18 protein-coding genes are annotated in these 17,649 nt (G+C 37.8%); 5 read left to right on the top strand and 13 right to left on the bottom strand.

Annotated elements, in window-relative coordinates; genetic code table 11:
• Nucleotides 1-86: 86 nt before the first annotated feature.
• On the bottom strand, nucleotides 87-1,013 hold the full coding sequence (locus tag AC106K_RS22135; protein WP_482447621.1) for a DUF3078 domain-containing protein: 927 nt from the start codon (nucleotides 1,011-1,013) through the stop codon (nucleotides 87-89).
• Nucleotides 1,014-1,262: 249 nt separating this feature from the next.
• Here AC106K_RS22135 and AC106K_RS22130 point away from each other — a divergent pair, with 249 nt between their 5' ends.
• The 4 genes from AC106K_RS22130 (at nucleotide 1,263) to AC106K_RS22115 (ending at nucleotide 5,225) form a co-directional block, all read left to right on the top strand.
• A complete protein-coding gene (locus AC106K_RS22130) occupies nucleotides 1,263-2,030 on the top strand; it encodes a rhomboid family intramembrane serine protease (RefSeq protein WP_482447620.1) in 768 nt (255 codons plus the stop codon).
• Nucleotides 2,031-2,063: 33 nt separating this feature from the next.
• Entirely contained in the window at nucleotides 2,064-3,173 is a 1,110-nt protein-coding gene (gene dprA, locus AC106K_RS22125; RefSeq protein ID WP_482447619.1) for a DNA-processing protein DprA, read from the top strand.
• A gap of 190 nt (nucleotides 3,174-3,363) precedes the next feature.
• Nucleotides 3,364-4,722, top strand: coding sequence for an NADP-specific glutamate dehydrogenase (gene gdhA / locus AC106K_RS22120; RefSeq protein ID WP_047098042.1), 1,359 nt, complete (start codon nucleotides 3,364-3,366; stop codon nucleotides 4,720-4,722).
• 131 nt (nucleotides 4,723-4,853) lie between these two features.
• Nucleotides 4,854-5,225 (top strand): iron chaperone, encoded by a 372-nt coding sequence (locus AC106K_RS22115; RefSeq protein WP_482447617.1) that lies wholly within the window; start codon nucleotides 4,854-4,856, stop codon nucleotides 5,223-5,225.
• 96 nt (nucleotides 5,226-5,321) lie between these two features.
• Here the strand turns inward: AC106K_RS22115 and AC106K_RS22110 are convergent, their stop codons facing one another.
• The 3 genes from AC106K_RS22110 to AC106K_RS22100 all read right to left on the bottom strand — a co-directional run bounded on the left by AC106K_RS22110 (nucleotide 5,322) and on the right by AC106K_RS22100 (nucleotide 7,361).
• Nucleotides 5,322-5,621: a hypothetical protein gene (locus tag AC106K_RS22110; RefSeq protein ID WP_482447615.1), complete on the bottom strand. Its 300-nt coding sequence runs from the start codon at nucleotides 5,619-5,621 to the stop codon at nucleotides 5,322-5,324.
• A gap of 279 nt (nucleotides 5,622-5,900) precedes the next feature.
• Nucleotides 5,901-6,389, bottom strand: coding sequence for a YkgJ family cysteine cluster protein (locus tag AC106K_RS22105; RefSeq protein WP_482447614.1), 489 nt, complete (start codon nucleotides 6,387-6,389; stop codon nucleotides 5,901-5,903).
• Nucleotides 6,390-7,361, bottom strand: a complete 972-nt coding sequence (locus tag AC106K_RS22100) for an ion channel (RefSeq protein ID WP_482447612.1) — start codon at nucleotides 7,359-7,361, stop codon at nucleotides 6,390-6,392.
• 150 nt (nucleotides 7,362-7,511) lie between these two features.
• On the opposite strand from AC106K_RS22100, the gene AC106K_RS22095 reads away from it, so the two are divergent.
• Nucleotides 7,512-7,892 carry a group III truncated hemoglobin gene (locus tag AC106K_RS22095; protein WP_047098047.1) on the top strand — a complete coding sequence of 127 codons (381 nt, stop codon included), beginning with the start codon at nucleotides 7,512-7,514 and terminating at the stop codon, nucleotides 7,890-7,892.
• A gap of 107 nt (nucleotides 7,893-7,999) precedes the next feature.
• Here AC106K_RS22095 and AC106K_RS22090 read toward each other — a convergent pair whose 3' ends face one another.
• From AC106K_RS22090 to hflX, 9 genes are all read right to left on the bottom strand, one after another.
• On the bottom strand, nucleotides 8,000-9,070 hold the full coding sequence (locus AC106K_RS22090) for a calcium:cation antiporter (protein WP_482447611.1): 1,071 nt from the start codon (nucleotides 9,068-9,070) through the stop codon (nucleotides 8,000-8,002).
• A 66-nt stretch (nucleotides 9,071-9,136) separates the two neighbouring features.
• Nucleotides 9,137-9,475, bottom strand: a complete 339-nt coding sequence (locus AC106K_RS22085; RefSeq protein WP_482447610.1) for a DUF6122 family protein — start codon at nucleotides 9,473-9,475, stop codon at nucleotides 9,137-9,139.
• Between the two features lie 31 nt (nucleotides 9,476-9,506).
• A complete protein-coding gene (locus tag AC106K_RS22080) occupies nucleotides 9,507-10,745 on the bottom strand; it encodes a hypothetical protein (RefSeq protein WP_482447609.1) in 1,239 nt (412 codons plus the stop codon).
• A complete protein-coding gene (locus AC106K_RS22075; protein ID WP_482447608.1) occupies nucleotides 10,746-12,782 on the bottom strand; it encodes a hypothetical protein in 2,037 nt (678 codons plus the stop codon).
• Between the two features lie 17 nt (nucleotides 12,783-12,799).
• Nucleotides 12,800-13,468 carry a hypothetical protein gene (locus tag AC106K_RS22070; RefSeq protein WP_482447607.1) on the bottom strand — a complete coding sequence of 223 codons (669 nt, stop codon included), beginning with the start codon at nucleotides 13,466-13,468 and terminating at the stop codon, nucleotides 12,800-12,802.
• 136 nt (nucleotides 13,469-13,604) lie between these two features.
• On the bottom strand, nucleotides 13,605-14,324 hold the full coding sequence (locus tag AC106K_RS22065; RefSeq protein WP_482447605.1) for a DNA alkylation repair protein: 720 nt from the start codon (nucleotides 14,322-14,324) through the stop codon (nucleotides 13,605-13,607).
• Nucleotides 14,325-14,348: 24 nt separating this feature from the next.
• Complete coding sequence (locus AC106K_RS22060) at nucleotides 14,349-15,635, bottom strand: cation:proton antiporter (protein ID WP_482447603.1); 1,287 nt, start codon at nucleotides 15,633-15,635, stop codon at nucleotides 14,349-14,351.
• 24 nt (nucleotides 15,636-15,659) lie between these two features.
• A complete protein-coding gene (locus AC106K_RS22055; protein WP_482447601.1) occupies nucleotides 15,660-16,286 on the bottom strand; it encodes a DUF4919 domain-containing protein in 627 nt (208 codons plus the stop codon).
• A complete protein-coding gene (gene hflX / locus AC106K_RS22050; RefSeq protein ID WP_482447599.1) occupies nucleotides 16,286-17,506 on the bottom strand; it encodes a GTPase HflX in 1,221 nt (406 codons plus the stop codon). Before hflX ends, AC106K_RS22055 begins: the two co-directional genes overlap by 1 nt.
• Nucleotides 17,507-17,649 lie beyond the last annotated feature (143 nt).

Raw genomic sequence — 17,649 nt, 5'->3', positions numbered from 1 at the left:
AAGGTACTTAAAATTACAGTATTTTTCAAACAAAAAAACACCTCATTGCTGAGATGTTTTGTATTTTAAAATCTATATATGCTGATCTATTTTTTGATCCACCACTGGCTGTCTTTACGGTCAGAACGCTTCACCCCATTATCAAGAGTATAAGCGAAACCAATACCAAGGGTTTGCTTCATCTGCGTTTTTTCGATCTGGTTATGATCGTATAATAAATCCAGGGTTATATTGGATGAAATATATTTGTTGACCTTCAGGTTCAAAAGTGCTCCATAAGCAAGCACCAGCCTGTCCGGACGGTCCAGATAGTTGGAAAAGACCGAAGCGGTATTGGTTAAATAAATATCTTCCATGATTTTAAGCTTATATATTGCCGTTCCCAGGAAACCGAATTGTAGTAAAGAAGAGTCTCCATCGCTTTTCAGACCGTAATTTCCTGCAAGCTGAAGACTTTTATCCAGTACAAAAGTCCATCTGGCGTTGGTAGGACGTAAAGTAACCGTTAAATTATCATTAGGCCTGTAAGTAAGACCCATCCCGACGTTTACATACCCTGGAGCCATAAAGTTTGAGATTTTCTTAGCTTCCGGATTGTTTCCATCTTCATATCCCGGAGCAAACTGAGATTGTAAACCTACCCCTAAAGACAGATACCAGCTTTTCAAAAACTTTCGCCCGTAGTTGGTTGAGACATTAATGACATCCTGGGTTTTTCTTATTCCTAATCCTTTGGTATCATTCTGCCCGTATCCCATGATAATAATATTTTCCCAAAGATCTTTGTCTTTTTCATACGTCAGATTATAATTGACACCGGCAAGCCATCCTACGTTGTTGGCTCCCCCTCCTACCCAGTTCGAAAAGGCTGCCTGATTGATCATTAAGGTGTTTTTCCCTAGCACCGACCAGTATTTTACGGTGTCTACCACTACGGAGTCTTTTTTTAAATCTTCTTGAGCACTCGCATAAATCCCTATAGAAAAGGAAAGAATCAATAAAAACTTCTTCATTTCTCTAAATAATTTTCATTGCAAAAATATTAATAATAATTTTTTTTAAAGACATATTCGGCTTTAAAGAATCTATTTTCATCACCATTTATTCTTCTGCAATACAATACTTCAATAAAATCAGTGCCAAATTAATGGCCTGAAGAGTTAAAATTGAAACTTTTTGTCTTAAAATCAGATCACTAGAGCCAATTCATCGACAAATTTTCCGAAATTGATCATTGGCTTTTGATTTGACGTAGAATCCTCATGTTTAAAAATGTAATTTCCAAAAGAGCGATCATATATCCATTGCTGATGCTTTCTGCAATGTGGTTCGGGTATTTTTTACAGATGCAGGGCTTTTTTGGCAGTTGCTTCGGAGCCATTATCCCTCTTCTACCGGAAGGTCTTCTTGGGGTGATCACTTCTCCTCTTTTACATGGAAATATAGACCATATTATAGGAAACTCAATTCCTATTGCCGCTCTTATGTTTCTGCTTTATCAGTTTTATCCGTTGGTTGCCAATAAAGTATTTGTTATCGGCTGGCTGGCTACCGGACTTTTGGTATGGCTTCTTCCTCCTATTGATATTTTCACCGGCGATTATATGTACACCTGTACTATCGGCGCCAGTGGTGTAGTATATGTTCTTGCATTTTTCCTTTTTTTCAGCGGAGTCTTCAAATGGAATACAAAGCTTCTTACCATCTCAATGCTTGTCGTATTATATTATGGAAGTTTAATATGGGGGATGCTTCCTGAAGAGCTCTTCTATAATATGCAGGAACCGAGTAAAATCTCATGGCAGGCCCATCTCTCAGGAGCTGTAGTGGGAAGTATCATTGCTTTTGCTTTTAAAAATGTGGGTGAAAAAAAGAAGAGATACATCTGGGAATTCCCTAATTATTATAGTGAAAAAGACGATAAATTGTGGCAGGAGTATAAAGAAAATCATCCGGAAGATTTTCTGGAACTTCCTTATAAGAAAAAAGATGACATCTGGGATCATTTGGATGAATTAAGAAAGAGATAAAACTTATTTCATTACATTTGATAAAAAACACACATGATCTCCGAAGAATATCTTTATGCAATCGCCCTGCGGGAATGCAGCCAGATTGGTGACATCAATTTTCATAAGCTTGTTCAGACTTTCGGAAGTGCTCAGGAAGCCTGGAAAAAAGCAAAAAAAGATTATAAAAAACGGGAAGGAATAGGTCTGAAAACCGTTTCAGATATAGGCAACCCGGATCATTTGAAATTCGCAGAAGAAGAACTGAAATTTTGTGAAAAGAATAATATCCGGATCACGATCAGACACCTTAACGAGACACCTTCCCTACTCAACGAATGCCCTGATGCTCCCGCCATAGTTTACCAGAAAGGAAATATTGATGATACTCTACAAAAGACAAGCATTGTAGGAACAAGAAGTATGACCGGCTATGGAAAGCAGTTCATTGAAGAGTTTTTTGAGGCTTCGCAATCTTCCAGCTATATATCGGTAAGCGGACTTGCCTTAGGAGTAGACAAAGAGGTTCATGAGCAGTCCATTCGTCACCGGAAGCCTACAATAGCAGTTCTTGCTCACGGCTTTCAGTTTTTATACCCTTCAAAAAATAAAAAACTTTCAGAGAAAATTCTTCAGGAAGGCGGTGCATTGCTTACAGAGTTCAGCTCTTCCAGAAAACCGGACCGGGAAAATTTCATTCAGAGAAACCGGATTGTAGCGGGAATTTCACCTTCCACCATCGTTGTGGAAACCGGATTTGGGGGTGGATCTATAAGTACGGCAGCCTTTGCCAATGAGTATAACCGGGATGTCTTTGCACTTCCGGGCAAGATTACTGATATATACAGCCAGGGGTGTAATCAGTTGATTTTCCACAATAAAGCGACAGCCATTTCAACGGTCAAAGATCTGATCACCTTACTTGGATTTAATAATCCAAAAGAAAAAATAGAAGAGCTTTTTCCATACAGCGAAACTACCATTCAATTGACTGATAACCAGAATTTAATATATAAATCCATAAAAGAGAATCCACAGATTTCGTTAGATGATCTCACCCACCTGATTTCAATTTCTTCCCACAAAATCTTACCAATAATTTTGGAATTAGAACTTTTGGGGAAAGTAAAATCGTTTTCCGGGAGGCAATTTATCGCAATTTAAGATTTAATGATTTCTTAATATTGCATTATTTCACACATAACATTTCATTTTTAATAAAATTTAATCACAAATTATCAATTTAATAATATTCTCAAACATTATTATTTAATTTTTAACAATGTTAAAATATAGTGTTGTGAATCTTGAAAAAAAAATTAAATTTGTTGACAATAATATTCAACCTTAATATATGGAACAATATAATATTGACCAGAAAATCCAAGAGTTTATTGCAAAAATTGAAGCAAAAAATCCTAACGAACCGGAGTTCTTACAGGCTGTAAAAGAAGTTGCCGTAACTGTAATTCCATTCATTGCTACGAAAAAAGAATATAACGGAATGAAGCTGCTTGAAAGAATGGCTGAAGCTGAAAGAATTATTATTTTCAGAGTTCCATGGGTTGATGATAAAGGAGAAATTCAGGTTAACAGAGGTTTCAGAATTCAGATGAACTCTGCTATTGGACCATACAAAGGAGGAATCCGTTTCCACCCTACTGTAAACTTATCCGTTCTTAAGTTCTTAGCTTTCGAGCAGGTATTCAAAAACTCTTTGACAACTCTTCCAATGGGAGGTGGTAAAGGAGGTTCAGATTTCGATCCACAAGGAAAATCTGATATGGAAGTAATGCGTTTCTGCCAGGCTTTCATGACAGAATTATGTAAGCACATCGGTCCTGAAACAGACGTACCTGCAGGAGATATTGGTGTAGGAGCAAGAGAAATCGGTTACCTATTCGGACAATACAAGAAAATCAGAAACGAGTTTACCGGAGTTCTTACAGGAAAAGGTCTTGCTTACGGTGGTTCATTGATCCGTCCTGAAGCTACAGGATACGGAGTTGTATACTTCGCTGAGCAGATGCTTAAGACTATCGGACAGGATTTCCAAGGGAAAACAGTAACTGTATCAGGTTTCGGAAACGTAGCTTGGGGAGTTATCAAAAAAGCAACTGAACTGGGAGCTAAAGTGGTAACTATTTCTGGTCCTGACGGATATATCTACGATAAAGATGGTATCAGCGGAGAAAAGATCGATTATTTATTAGAACTTAGATCTTCTGGAAACAACAGAGCTGAAGACTATGCTAAAAAATATCCATCTGCGGAATTCCATGCTGGAAAACGTCCTTGGGATGTGAAGTGTGATGTAGCCTTCCCTTCTGCAACTCAAAACGAATTAGATTTAGATGACGCAAGAAAATTAGTTGAAAACGGATGTCTTTGTGTAACTGAAGCGGCTAACATGCCTTCTACACTAGACGCTATCAACTATTTCCTAGACAATAAAGTATTATTCTCTCCTGGTAAAGCTTCCAACGCTGGAGGTGTTGCTACATCAGGATTAGAAATGACTCAGAACTCTATCCGTCTTAACTGGACTTCTGAAGAAGTTGATGCAAGATTAAAGGAAATCATGATCGGTATCCACAAAGCTTGTAGAGACTACGGAAAAGACGAAGACGGTTATGTAAACTACGTAAAAGGTGCAAATATTGCCGGCTTCGTAAAAGTAGCAGAAGCAATGTTGGCTCAAGGAGTTGTGTAACATAAAAAGACAAGGTTGGGAAAAACTCCCGACCTTTTTTAATATAGCCTGTTCCCGGGATAATGGGAAAAAAGTAAAAAGTGAAAGGAGAAAGTGCTGCGTATTGCAGCACTTTTTTTATTTTTAGGTATATGAAAAACACCTTTAAAAACATTGATGAGTATATTCTCCTCTTTCCGATAGAAATACAGGAAAAACTGCTTGAACTAAGACAGTTTATTCATTCTCTGGCTTCTGATGCTGAAGAATACATCGGGTATCAGATGCCTGCTTTCAGATATAAAGGAAAACCTCTGGTTTATTTTGCAGGGCACAAAAAGCATATCGGTTTTTATCCTGGCGCTAAAGGAATCAGCAACTTTGAGGACGATTTCAAAAAAAGAAGTTATAAATTTTCCAAAGGCGCCGTACAGTTTCCCATAGACGCTCCTCTTCCTCTGGATCTGGTCCATAAGATTGTACAGTTCCGGATGAAGGAAATAGAAGATAAAAAAAGCAGCTAGCCCTTCTGTCTTTTTGTATTAATAAAAACAGCACAAAAAATCCTGAAATACGAGATTTCAGGATTCCGACTAGTGTTTGCTAAAATGAATTTTCTACTACTTTTTCTTTTTCTTATCTTTTTTTTCTTCTTTGGTAGCATCTGTAGGCTTCGTAGACTCCATCGTTGTTACTTTACCTGGTGTTGTTTCAGTAGCGGGAGCTGTTTCTACAGTTGTTGTAGTATTTTGTTGTGTGGTACCGGTATCCTGCGTAGTGGGGTTAGTCTTTGAATCCGGTTGTTGGGTTTGGGTAGTCGAAGGTTTTTTGGTCTCTTCGGCAGGTTTTTGGTCTGTCTGTGCCGATACTGCGATAACTCCGACCCATGTAAATGCGGCCGTTAAAAATAACTTTTTCATAATGTAATATTTTAAATGATTGTTTAACTTAAACGGAGCATCATTTACAAAATTATGCGTAACTAGTTTATTTAACGTACTTTATCATTTTTTAAGAAGATTTTGGAAAAAGATTCAATTAGTTCGGCTGAAAGGCGGAAGATGGATGCTGGAAGTTTTTTAAGGTGAAAACAACAGCTCAATAGTCTATTTTACTAAGTTTAGAATCAAAGAAGCAATAGTCATATTATCAACGAAAAGATCTTCCCACCTCTATCATCCAGCTTCCCTACATTACATCTACTTCGCAATATTCTTCATCATTTTCTCTACAAACTCAAAAGCAGCCGGGCAGATCACCGTATTTTTAAGCATGATATTATTGATCTGGTAGATTTTTTTACGATCGGTATGTGGATACTCACGACAGGCTTTCGGCCTTACTTCGTAAATAGAGCAGGTATTATCATCATTCAGGAAAAAACAAGGGAGGTTCTGCAGAACTTTATCATTATCTTCATCCACTCTCAGAAATTTAGCTTCAAAGTCGGCCTGCTTCATACGGAGATGTTTTGAGATACGCTCAATATCTTTTTCTGTATACAATGGGCCTGTCGTTTTGCAGCAATTGGCACACTGTAAACAGTCTATTTCTTCAAAGACTTCATCATGGGTTTCCTGGACGATATAATCAAGATTCTTGGGCGGTTTCTTCTTCAATCCGTCCAGAAATTTTTTATGTTCTTTTTGCTTTTGTAAAGCCTGTTTTTTATAAAAATCTAAATTCATTTATTCTTTATTTCTCACTGAGACCGGCAATTCTTCTTTCTGATAGGCATTAATCTTATCCAGATCCAGCACAGTGGAGAGGTTTTCTTTATTCGGATAATACATCGGGACAAATTTTGCTCCATATACAATTTCACCCGTCACATAAGACGATCTCTGTACGACGGTGTTGGAGAAAACTTCATCAAATGCTCTTACCTGAACAATGATCTCAATATCTGTATTTTTAAAATCTTCCTCAGAAAATCCGTAAAAAGGAGAATTTTCGTTGATAGGATGTACAACGGTCCAGTTCAGGGCCAAAGTATTGATCTTACTCAATTGGGTCTCTAATCTGTAAAAATTACTTTTGGCAACACCATCTTCTATCACTTCAATCGCTGTGGAAACGATAACATCAGCATCCGTCAGTGCATTATTTTTGTAAGGAGCAAGCCTGAACATCAATGCTGAAGACGTATGAAATGGAGCGATGACCGCTATATCAGAAAATCTAAGGTAAGCTCTTGGCCTTGAAAATCTCCCATAAAAAAGCCCGGTTGCAATGGCAAAGGTAAGCAATCCCAAAAAAGCTTCAAAAGTTGCCACAAGGCTGGCCATAAATCCTACAGGAGCAATTCTTCCATATCCAACAGTGGTAAAGGTCTGTGAACTGAAGAAAAAGACGTCTATAAACTCATTCAGCGGATCACTTTTATCAATTCCGGTAAGGTGCTCTACCCCGATCAGATAGTAGATCATGGCAAAAAGAAGATTGATGAGAATATAAGCGATAACCAGATAAGAAATAAACCGGAATGAAGACAGATTCAGCATGGTATGATACCAGCTCAGTCTGTTGAAGACATTCACGCCTTTTCTCTGAACATTCGGGAGGCCGTCTTTATTGATAAACCTTCCGGATGCATTGCCTCCGAAGCCACTGTTCTCCGCGTTTTTCTGACGGATCTTTTTTCTGAACCCTCCTGTCATTTTTGTAACATTTGTTTATGGAACCATTTGAAGGCAATGAACGAGTCTGCTATTTTCAATGTTTCTGATGCAAAGATAAAATATTGTTTTCATGAATTTTATCAATTGAATCATTTGATTTCTAATTTGATTTTACTGTACATTTGAAGTATGAAAAAGTTGGAATCTAGAGAAGATATTGAACATCTTGTTAATTCATTTTACACAAAGGTCGTTAAGGACGAGACCATTGGATTCTTTTTCAATGATATTGCCAAAGTAGACTGGGATAAGCACCTTCCGAAGATGTATTCCTTCTGGGAATCTATTCTCTTTGGGCAAATGACTTATAAAGGGAATCCTATGGGAGTACACTTTCCGATCAATGAAATACAGGCTATGGAACAGAAACATTTCGACAGATGGCTTGAGCTATGGCGTACCACCATTGAAGAAAATTTTGTGGGTGAAAATGCAGATATGGCGATCTACAAATCTGAGAATATTGCCAAACTAATGGCATTCAAAATGGAACTGGCAAGAAGGTTATAACGGAATGCAGGTACGGGATATAAATATTACATCTGAAACTGTTTTACAAATAAACAAATCCCTTATTTTACCTTTTAGCTATTTTGCCCTTTTGCCTATCCAACCTCCTAAGGAACAATTACCGTAAAGATATAAGCCGCCAGGTTCACCAAAAGAACGGTTCCGTAGAGGATATTTGTTTTTCCACGGCTTAATGACAGCATCACAATAAACACGGATAAAGAAAGCAGAATTACGTCTTTTTTGTCCAGTCCTAAAACCAAAGGAATATCATACAGAATACATACGGCAGATACGGCAGGAATTGTAAGCCCTATACTTGCAAGAGCTGAGCCTAGTGCCAGATTTAAGCTGGACTGAATCTGATTGCTTCTTGCCGCACGTATAGCCGCTACTCCTTCCGGAAGAAGAACTACAGCCGCAATGATTACCCCTACCAATGATTTCGGGGCTCCTACACTCTGTACCATCCCTTCGATAGTATCAGAAAGTCCTTTCGCCATTAAAACCACAATAACAAGGCAAACCACCAAAAAAGCGAAGCTTATCATCGTTTTCGTTAATGAAGGAATATAATGCTCTTCCGGGTGTTCATCGGGAACAATGAAATAACTTCTGTGACGCACCGTCTGTACCATCAAGAATACCCCATAGATGACAAGACAGGCAATGGATATGAAAATAAGCTGAGCTTCGTTATAAAAAGGCCCATTAACGCTTGAAGTAAAATTAGGAAGAACAAGGGTAAGGATCAGAATAGAAACGATACTTACCAGATAGGTTGTAGCAGAGGTTCTCGCAAAAAACTGCTCGTGGTATTTAACCCCACCTACCAAAATACAGATTCCCAGAATTCCGTTCAGAATAAGCATCACAGCAGCAAAAACCGTATCTCTGGCCAGTGTGATCGCCTGATCTCCACCGGCAACCATCAGTGAGATGATGAGTGCCACTTCAATAATTGTGATACAAAGGGCCAGGATGATTGTTCCGAAAGGCTCTCCTACTTTATGAGCAACCATTTCTGCATGATGTACTGCTGATAAAACACTTCCGATAAGTAAAACTCCGGCAATGATGTCATAAACAACTCCTGTTCCCATCAATCCGGAAAAGTAGTACCCTACCGTAAGGAGAGGGAGAATATAGGTATAATGTAAAAATTCTTTAGGTCTCATATAGTGACTACAAAGTACAAAAAATCTATAAAATCTGAAATATTAAAAGAAAATATTAATGATATTTTAATGAGGCCAGAAGTTAAAGTCCTGATAATCCGTCAGCATATGAAACAGCAACCCGATCGCAACAATTCTGACGTTTCCTTTAAAGAACAACAACAAAAAGTACACTGCAATTGCATAATAGGAATGCAGAAAATGAAACCCGATGCTTCCTCTGGACGGATCAAAAATGGGATTGGCAAAAAGATGATCCAGATCCACCAGCATTGTTGCCAATAGAATAAAATACGCTTTCTTCCAGTTTTTACGATAAAAGACCAATGCAATAAACAAGGGAAAAACAAAGTGCAAAAAATAATGCGTGATTGTTTTGAGCAGCATAATTTCTGAAGGGGTCATTACAACATATTCGTTTAGAGGTTAGATATGATTACCATCTTAAGATTAAAGGTAATTCTCCTTTTTTTGCTTTCAGTTTCACCCGATAATCTGCGCCCTTATTCTCATAAAGGATATAATCGATGTCTGAAATGATCTTTTTTTCTATTTTTCCTAAACTTTTCAGGGAAGAATACAATAAAGAATTGTTCCTGATCAGAATGAAATTTTCTTTCAACCCTGAAGATAATGCCTGTGGTTTTCTGACAGACTGTATGGTAATTCCGTTAACGGAACGGCTGACCTTATTAGGCTGAAACGGAATTGCAGTAAACTGATTCTCGGTATTGATCCATTTTTTAGACTGAAAATATTCCCATGTTTTTTCAGGTATTTTACTTTGAAGATCGATGGTATAATTAGGCTGGGTAATCTTTTGAATGCTCTTTTTTTCAACTTCATTAAAATTATCATCATATTCATAGCTGATAATGGTATCGTTTACCTGCTCAAGATCAGCTATTGCTCTGAAGTTGCTGATTTCCGATGAATCAGCAATGCTTTTGTTGAAGAAACGGGCATAGTGCTTTACATTCGCAGCATCCAGTTCCATTTCAAGAAAATGAGGCGTCTGCTGAAGCCTGGATTCAATAGAGGGTAATCCATTAAAACCAACATTGTTCTTTATTTCGATTTCATCGTCTTTTAACTCAACAGAAAAGTTTTGAATTTTTGTTCCTGAAATAAAAGAAATACTGCCCGGTGTACCCAGGATCAACTGATCGGCATGAAGAGTTTTTTTCGGGGAAGAACTGTGCAGATATTGCCTGATTGGTTCAAAAGCCTGTTCAGTAGTTCCGGCAATACAAAGATCTCCATCGATCATCAGGAAAATCTGATCTTTCTGAAAGCGGAGGTTCCCTTTGTCTGTAAATTTCTGCTCTTTTAAAAAACGTTGGAACTTTTGTGGATCTTTGAGTTCCAAAACCGTATACCACTCGGAGAAGCGGGATTCTTTGAGGTGGAATATCTGCAAAAAGTCGGGAATTCTCACTCCGGAATCTTTCAGAGAACTGTTTTTTCTGTCTTTCTTTTCACCTCCGGACCATTGTGAAGGATGGGTAATAAAACTGAAGATATATTGTCCCGTTACTTGTTTCACATCAATCAAAACAACAGCATCTGCATTGTCAGGAATAAACCTCAGGGTTTTATCTTTATGAAAAAACACCCAATACAAGGCCACAGCGAGTGACAGAACTAACGGGACAATAATCTTCTTTTTCTTCATCTATAATATTGGTGATTTCTTTTCTGATTCTTTGGTTTTAAAGATCTGATCAAAAAGATCGAAGAAATACATCAGGCTGTTTTCTGAAGAATCTTTGATGATATAATTCATTTCAGTCTGGATACTTTCTCCTTTTGCCTCTGTTTTATAATAAAGTTCCCCAACATTTTTTCTGATGGCATCCAATGTTCTTCTTTCTGAAGGACTTTTGAATTCTTTATCCAGCCCGGTCAATAGTTTCTGAATATCCAATCTTCCGGATAGAGGATATTTGGCTGAATCTTTTGCCCATTTTCTGGAAACATCAGACTGATTAACTGATACAATATTATCTGTAGAACTCATCAGATACACAACACCATCTTTTACGGTAAAAAACAGCTGGTCGATATATCCGCCGCTTTTATCTCCTTTAAATGTGTAGAAGTTTCCTTTTTTAGAAAATCTTTTAGCCAGTTTTTTATTGGTGGTCAGCAGGTCGAAAATACGATTCCAGTAGCCTTCATTTTCCGTTGCAAAAGCGAAAGTAAAATTAGGAACCGCTATTTCTTTTGTTTTCTTTACTTCTTTTGAATTAAAGTCTTCATCATATTCATAGTCCGTATATTCTACGGTTTTGGATTTCAGCTCATTCAGAACAAAGATTCCGTTTCCTGGGGCTATTTTGGCAATGGCTTCTTCATCCAGCACAATTTTCATCGTTTCCATGATCAGCTCCATTTCTTTCCTGTACTCATGCTCTCCCGAATTCTGAAGAAGACTGTACATCACATCAAAACATTTTGCTCCATTTACGTTCATCGCATAGTAACCCACGCTTTTCTCATTGATCAGTTCCAGCAGCTTTTTGTTTTTCTTGCCTTTATAAACAGATGAAATACTTTTCTGAATCTCAGCATCTTTGTGCTGATAATTATTGATTAGCCTTACTTTATCCTTATCAAAATACAGGTTGTATGAATAGTTGGAATTGTACATATTCCTGAAGATCTGCCCATAGGTATAATACTTTGTCATTTTACCATAAATGCCTTCATTCACAATTCTTCCATAATCAGTATACACAAAAACATCAGAGTTGGCATCCCTGAACTTCAGCATTTCTTTAGGAGCTTCTACTTCCAAATTGGAACTGAAATATGCATCGAAACGGCCTTCAGCATATTTTTTTACAATTTTATAATTCTCTTTTCGGATGGAGTCCTGTTCTTTCTGAAAAGCTTTATCCGCTTCTGTTTCGTCATAATTTGGAATTTCCTCTTTCGAGGATTCTTCTTCATCCGGTAGAACAGGACTACGTGGATCTTCCTTTGTTTCAGGATATTTGTGATATTTTTGAAGGTATTTAATTTCTTTTTGAATTCTTGCTATTTCTGCATTATTCTGCTTATTATATTCTTTATAATAATGAATATCTCCCTTCAGCATTTCTATTTCTTTCTTATAGTCAAAAGGCTTTTCCTCCTCTTCCATATCAGCTGATTCTGCTGCTTTTACTGCGGCACTATCAACAACCACGGCTATAGCGCTATCTGCCACCGCTTCATCTTTCCAAATATCTTTATAAGGTTTAGTATAGCTTACCATGCTAAGTACAGCACGGTTTCCGTTCCATGCTACAAAGACATCATCATTTATATCTACGTAAGAATAGTTGCTTTTTCTGGAAACCTCCAATCCTTTTTTCTTAACAGAATCTACAAATTCCTGGAACTTTTCTTTATTATCGATGATGAAATGGGTATGGTATGCTTTGATAGAATCGTTAAAGCTTGCATAGTGGTATTGTACCGCATCATATTTGATCCCCGTTTTGGAATAGTCTGTCCATGAAGGTTTTTCTTTTGTCTTTTTACTCAGCTCATGCAGCAAAGGATTAAGCTTAGTCCAGTTAATTTTGTTGTTAAGCTGTTTTCCGTTCACTTCCATATAAAATACGGCATCACCCGGAACTTTCATGCTGTTTTGAGCAAAGGCAAGTGTGAAGCCAAAGATCAGAAGAATAATTTTTTGTGTTTTTAATAGTATAGATTTCATAACGATAGGGTAGAAATTTATTGAAAAAGGATGGTGTTCTGTATTTGTTTTTTCTGCAGGATAAGATCCAGAATATCAGCATCCAGCTTAAGTGCCTTTTTGTTCGGAGAAAGCAGATAGGCAGTATTCGTCTGGGATTTCACCGTATTTTCGAACTGCATGATCGAGGTATATTTAGCATCATTGAAGATTTCCTTGTCTGCCTTACTCATCTTGTCATAGTCTGCTTTGAAGGTACTTACCTTATTTCTGGTCAGCGACTTCTTTTCCGCACTATGGCTGTAGATCTGGGTAGGAACCATTTTTCCCAATATCTTCTGGGATTTAAGTTTCTCCAGTCCGGCGTTGATATTTTCAATATTCTTAAAATTACAGCTCAGCCTGAGAATGTAATTATCAAAATCCATAGAGGTCTTCACATTACTGATTCCCGGAGTGGCTCTGAAGATCTTTGCCGCTTCATTGATCTTATTTTCAATTTCTGATTTTTGGGGCACTTTTTTGCCGTTTATGGTTTCCATTTTAGCAATGGAAGCCAATCTCGTTTTGCTTTTGCTGGCATTGAGAATAATGGTGTATTCTCCTGTTCCGTCCGCCTTTAGATTCACTTTATCCAAAATATCGAAACAACTTGTCAGGAATAGCAAAGGGGCAAATAAGAGAAATAATCTGAGAAAATTTTTCATGACTGGGTTTAAAACCACAAAATTACTCAATTCTGGCCTTAAATCCTTATAATGTTTGGTTTTTTGAGCATAAATAGCTGTTTTCCGGTACTTTTTCAGGACGGAAAATTTTCTCATTTTTGGTATTTACTCTTTTTTAAATACGTCCTTTAAGGTAGTCCTGGCGAAGATCTTCGTCCAGTTTTTCAATGGCGTATCTGAGGCAGGTTCTTGGCATCTCTCTGTAATACTGATTCAGATAATCTATCAGTTCTTTTTCGTTGATATTTCCCATTTCCCTCAGCAGCCAGCCGTTTGCTTTATGCATAAGATCGTGGGGATGTTTCAGGTTTCGGGTTACCAGTTCTTTTGTAAGAGCAAATGAGCCTTTTTTCACATAATGCATCGTTCCTACAACGGCAATTCTTTTATGCCACATCTCTTCAGACTCTGAAAGGTCTCTCAGAAGATGCTCTTTTTGAGTCTCATAAGCATATCTTCCTAAAATTTTATAGCAGCTTGAATCTACCAGATCCCAATTGTTGACGTAAGCGAGATGATTGAGGTAAAAATTCACAATTTCCTCTTTTATGGACTGGTCTTTTGTCTTTTCAAACTTTGAGATCAGTATAAAAAGCGCGGTGAGGCGATGCTCATGATATTTTGAAGAAAGCAGGCTGCTTAGTTCTTTCAGATCTATTTTTGAATAGTATTCTTTTGCAACAGACCGCTGGTCCGGAACTTTTACTCCCAGAAACAAATCTCCTTCACCATATTCTCCTTTTCCGGTTTTGAAAAATCTTGGAAAAAATTCTGCTTTTTCAGGAATGGATAATACAGCCAATGCCTCCTGTATTTCTTTAATGATGCTGCTCATGTTACCTTATGCTAAATGAAGACATTAAGCTTTTTCCTCTAAGGCTCCCCCCTCCTGTTCTTCCTCTTCTTTCACAATCTGTTTAGGGTTCGCCACTTTAGCAATAGTAAGCCCCTGAACAATAATAGAGAAAACCACTACACAATACGTGATACTCAGAATGATCTCACTGTACTCACTTTTGGGAATAGACATCGCCAGTGCAATGGAAACACCACCACGAATTCCTCCCCAGACCAATACTTTTACGGTTTGCGGGCTGAAACTTTTTCTCAGAGAAGTAAATTTCGTAGGTCCCCAGATAGAAATAAATCTTGCAAACAGCACTACAAAAATGGCCAACAGACCAGGAATCATGAAATGTTTCAGATCTTTGATCATTAAAAGCTCAAATCCGATAAACAGGAATAATACCGCATTCAGAATTTCATCAATCAGCTCCCAGAATTTGATCAGATAGTCCTGGGTAACAGATTTCATCTTGAAATTCCTGTTGAAATTACCCATGAACAATCCTGCTGCTACCATCGTCAATGGTCCGGAAATATGCATTTGTCTTGCAATAAGATAACCACCCATTACCACAGAAAGCGTCACCAATACGGAAATAATATAATCATCCACTTCACGCATCAGCCTTGAGGTAACCCAACCCAGCAAAACGCCTAACAGAATTCCTCCACCAGCTTCATGCAGTAAAAGTAACGCAATATTTTCAACCCCAAGATCTACTTCTTTTCCCACAGCAAGCTGCAATACTACGGTAAAAACAACAACTGCCATACCGTCATTAAAAAGAGATTCTCCGGCTACTTTTGTTTCCAGTGATTTGGATACTTTTGCCTGTTTCAGGACACTCAGAACCGCCACCGGATCGGTAGGTGAAATCAATGCTCCGAAAACAAGACAGTAAATAAAGGGTAATTTAACGCCCACATAAGGCAGTAAATAGAACATTCCAAATCCTACCACAAAAGTAGAGATCACAACCCCTACCGTTGAAAATATCACTACCGGTCTGAACTGTTCTTTCAGATCATTGATGTTGATATGAATTCCTCCTGCAAAAAGAAGAAAATTAAGCATAGCTCCCATCAGGACTTCCGTAAAATCGATACTGTTCATCAGGTTATGAAGATGTCCGAACGTTCTTGGAAGTACCGTTTCTCCAAACATTACCAGGAAAATAGAAACTACGATGGCAATCACCATAATTCCGATGGTACTTGGAAGTTTTAAGAATCTGTAGTTAAGATATGCAAATATTGATGCTAATACGATTAATGCTGAAAATGAATAATATAATTCCACTAAGTGTTTTTTAAGATTAATGAGTTAGTCTAAATAGAGTATCTTGATGTAGACCTGCCGATCTCCTTTTCCCCAGACATCTATCATACCGTCTTTTACGGCCTTTGAATTTCTATTGTAGTCCTGCCCTATATTCAGAATATTCAGCAGAATGTATTCATCCCCCACCGAATTGACCAGGTAAGCTGTTTTCTCAGACAGCCCGTCTCCGGAACTCTTTATCCCGTCAGTCAATGAGCGGAATTGGTTGAGATGATGCATAAAATTATTTCCGTCTTTCAGAGAATCATAAGCTCTGAGAAGGATCAGCAGAATATCCAGATTGGTAGGGTCTTTGTCATACAATGCTTTTCCCTGCTTGATACAATCTGCAAAATTGCCTTGTTTAAAAGCTTCTGCCAGACTCTTAAAGCCTTCGTCTGAGGTGGATATTTTGTCTTTTCTAAAGTTCCTGCCATAGTACAGATACTGAGATTCTATACTGTCTAAAGATTTCGGATACCCCTTGTATTTAAAGATAAGCTTATCATAATTGTAGGGGGAATCTGAACGGCTAAGGCTTTTCTCAATAGCTTTTAAATCCACTTTTGATTTCTGGCTGAACCCAAAAACCGAAAAGATGACGAATAGTAGGGAAAAGTAGTATTTCATTAATTGTTTTCTTCTTCTTCGTTATCAAAATACTCGAAAAGGAAATCATTGTACGGAAATCTTGAGATGTGAATTTTCATCACTTCATCATAGATCATTTTTTTCATTTCCGGGAAGTTTTCCTTCGTCAGCGCAGAAATGAAAACCGTTGGATATTTGGATTTGGCCATCCAGGTTTTTTTCCATTCTTCCAGGGAAACGTTCTTGCGGGTAGAAGGGGTAAGATCGTCCTCGTCTTTCTTCTCATAGCTGAAGTCATCGATTTTGTTGAAAACCATGATCATCGGCTTCTGATGAGCATTGATCTCCATCAGAATATGATTTACAGATTCGATGTGGTCCTCAAAACTTTCGTGAGAAATGTCTACCACGTGAATCAAAAGGTCAGCTTCACGAACTTCGTCTAGTGTAGATTTAAATGATTCAACCAACTGGGTAGGCAGTTTTCTGATAAATCCTACCGTATCCGTAAGCAGGAACGGTAAATTTCCGATCACTACTTTTCTTACGGTAGTATCCAGGGTGGCAAACAATTTATTTTCTGCAAAAACTTCAGATTTTGAAATGGAATTCATCAGGGTAGATTTTCCAACGTTGGTATATCCTACCAAAGCCGCACGCACCACTTTTCCGCGGTTGTTACGCTGAGTCGCCATCTGCTTATCGATCGTCTTCAGCTTGTCTTTCAGCAGGGTAATCCTGTCACGGATGATACGACGGTCGGTTTCAATTTCCGTTTCCCCGGGACCTCTCATCCCGATTCCCCCTTTCTGACGCTCAAGGTGGGTCCACATCCTAGTCAATCTTGGTAAAAGATACTGATACTGTGCCAGCTCCACCTGAGTTCTTGCATAAGAAGTCTGGGCTCTCTGGGCAAAAATATCAAGAATAAGGTTGGTACGGTCCAAAATCTTCACTTCCATTTCTCTCTCGAGATTTTTAAGCTGTGAAGGAGAAAGTTCATCGTCAAAAATAACGGTTCCGATCTCATTTTCTTTTACATACTCTTTTATCTCAATTGCTTTTCCGCTTCCAATAAAGGTTTTGGAATCCGGCTGTGTTAATTTTTGGGTAAAGCGCTTTTGTACGGTTGCGCCTGCTGTGAAAGCCAAAAACTCAAGTTCATCCAAATACTCCGTCAGTTTTTCTTCATCCTGGTTCTGTGTGATAACACCTACCAGGACTGCTTTCTCATAATTATGTTCTTTCTTTTCTAACATTAAGTTCTGTCTATGTTTATGATTTTTACAAGATAATATTTTTCAGAAAAAAAACAAAATCAAATTTTATTTAATAACATATTTTAATATAAATTTAAGTTTGTCTCTGGTATATTTTATAAAAAATAAATAACTTTATATAA

Source organism: Chryseobacterium sp. FR048 (assembly GCF_056844665.1).
Note: the sequence above shows the minus strand (reverse complement) of the source record. Positions and strands in the feature narration are given on the sequence as shown.

Excerpts from the sequence above, each read along its gene's own strand:
- gdhA (WP_047098042.1), top strand. The coding sequence starts at position 3,364 with ATGGAACAATATAATATTGACCAGAAAATCCAAGAGTTTATTGCAAAA.
- dprA (WP_482447619.1), top strand. The coding sequence starts at position 2,064 with ATGATCTCCGAAGAATATCTTTATGCAATCGCCCTGCGGGAATGCAGC.
- AC106K_RS22090 (WP_482447611.1), bottom strand. The coding sequence starts at position 9,070 with ATGAGACCTAAAGAATTTTTACATTATACCTATATTCTCCCTCTCCTT.
- AC106K_RS22070 (WP_482447607.1), bottom strand. The coding sequence starts at position 13,468 with ATGAAAAATTTTCTCAGATTATTTCTCTTATTTGCCCCTTTGCTATTC.
- AC106K_RS22110 (WP_482447615.1), bottom strand. The coding sequence starts at position 5,621 with ATGAAAAAGTTATTTTTAACGGCCGCATTTACATGGGTCGGAGTTATC.
- AC106K_RS22065 (WP_482447605.1), bottom strand. The coding sequence starts at position 14,324 with ATGAGCAGCATCATTAAAGAAATACAGGAGGCATTGGCTGTATTATCC.
- AC106K_RS22055 (WP_482447601.1), bottom strand. The coding sequence starts at position 16,286 with ATGAAATACTACTTTTCCCTACTATTCGTCATCTTTTCGGTTTTTGGG.
- AC106K_RS22085 (WP_482447610.1), bottom strand. The coding sequence starts at position 9,475 with ATGACCCCTTCAGAAATTATGCTGCTCAAAACAATCACGCATTATTTT.
- hflX (WP_482447599.1), bottom strand. The coding sequence starts at position 17,506 with ATGTTAGAAAAGAAAGAACATAATTATGAGAAAGCAGTCCTGGTAGGT.
- AC106K_RS22115 (WP_482447617.1), top strand. The coding sequence starts at position 4,854 with ATGAAAAACACCTTTAAAAACATTGATGAGTATATTCTCCTCTTTCCG.
- AC106K_RS22095 (WP_047098047.1), top strand. The coding sequence starts at position 7,512 with ATGAAAAAGTTGGAATCTAGAGAAGATATTGAACATCTTGTTAATTCA.
- AC106K_RS22080 (WP_482447609.1), bottom strand. The coding sequence starts at position 10,745 with ATGAAGAAAAAGAAGATTATTGTCCCGTTAGTTCTGTCACTCGCTGTG.
- AC106K_RS22105 (WP_482447614.1), bottom strand. The coding sequence starts at position 6,389 with ATGAATTTAGATTTTTATAAAAAACAGGCTTTACAAAAGCAAAAAGAA.
- AC106K_RS22100 (WP_482447612.1), bottom strand. The coding sequence starts at position 7,361 with ATGACAGGAGGGTTCAGAAAAAAGATCCGTCAGAAAAACGCGGAGAAC.
- AC106K_RS22075 (WP_482447608.1), bottom strand. The coding sequence starts at position 12,782 with ATGAAATCTATACTATTAAAAACACAAAAAATTATTCTTCTGATCTTT.
- AC106K_RS22135 (WP_482447621.1), bottom strand. The coding sequence starts at position 1,013 with ATGAAGAAGTTTTTATTGATTCTTTCCTTTTCTATAGGGATTTATGCG.
- AC106K_RS22130 (WP_482447620.1), top strand. The coding sequence starts at position 1,263 with ATGTTTAAAAATGTAATTTCCAAAAGAGCGATCATATATCCATTGCTG.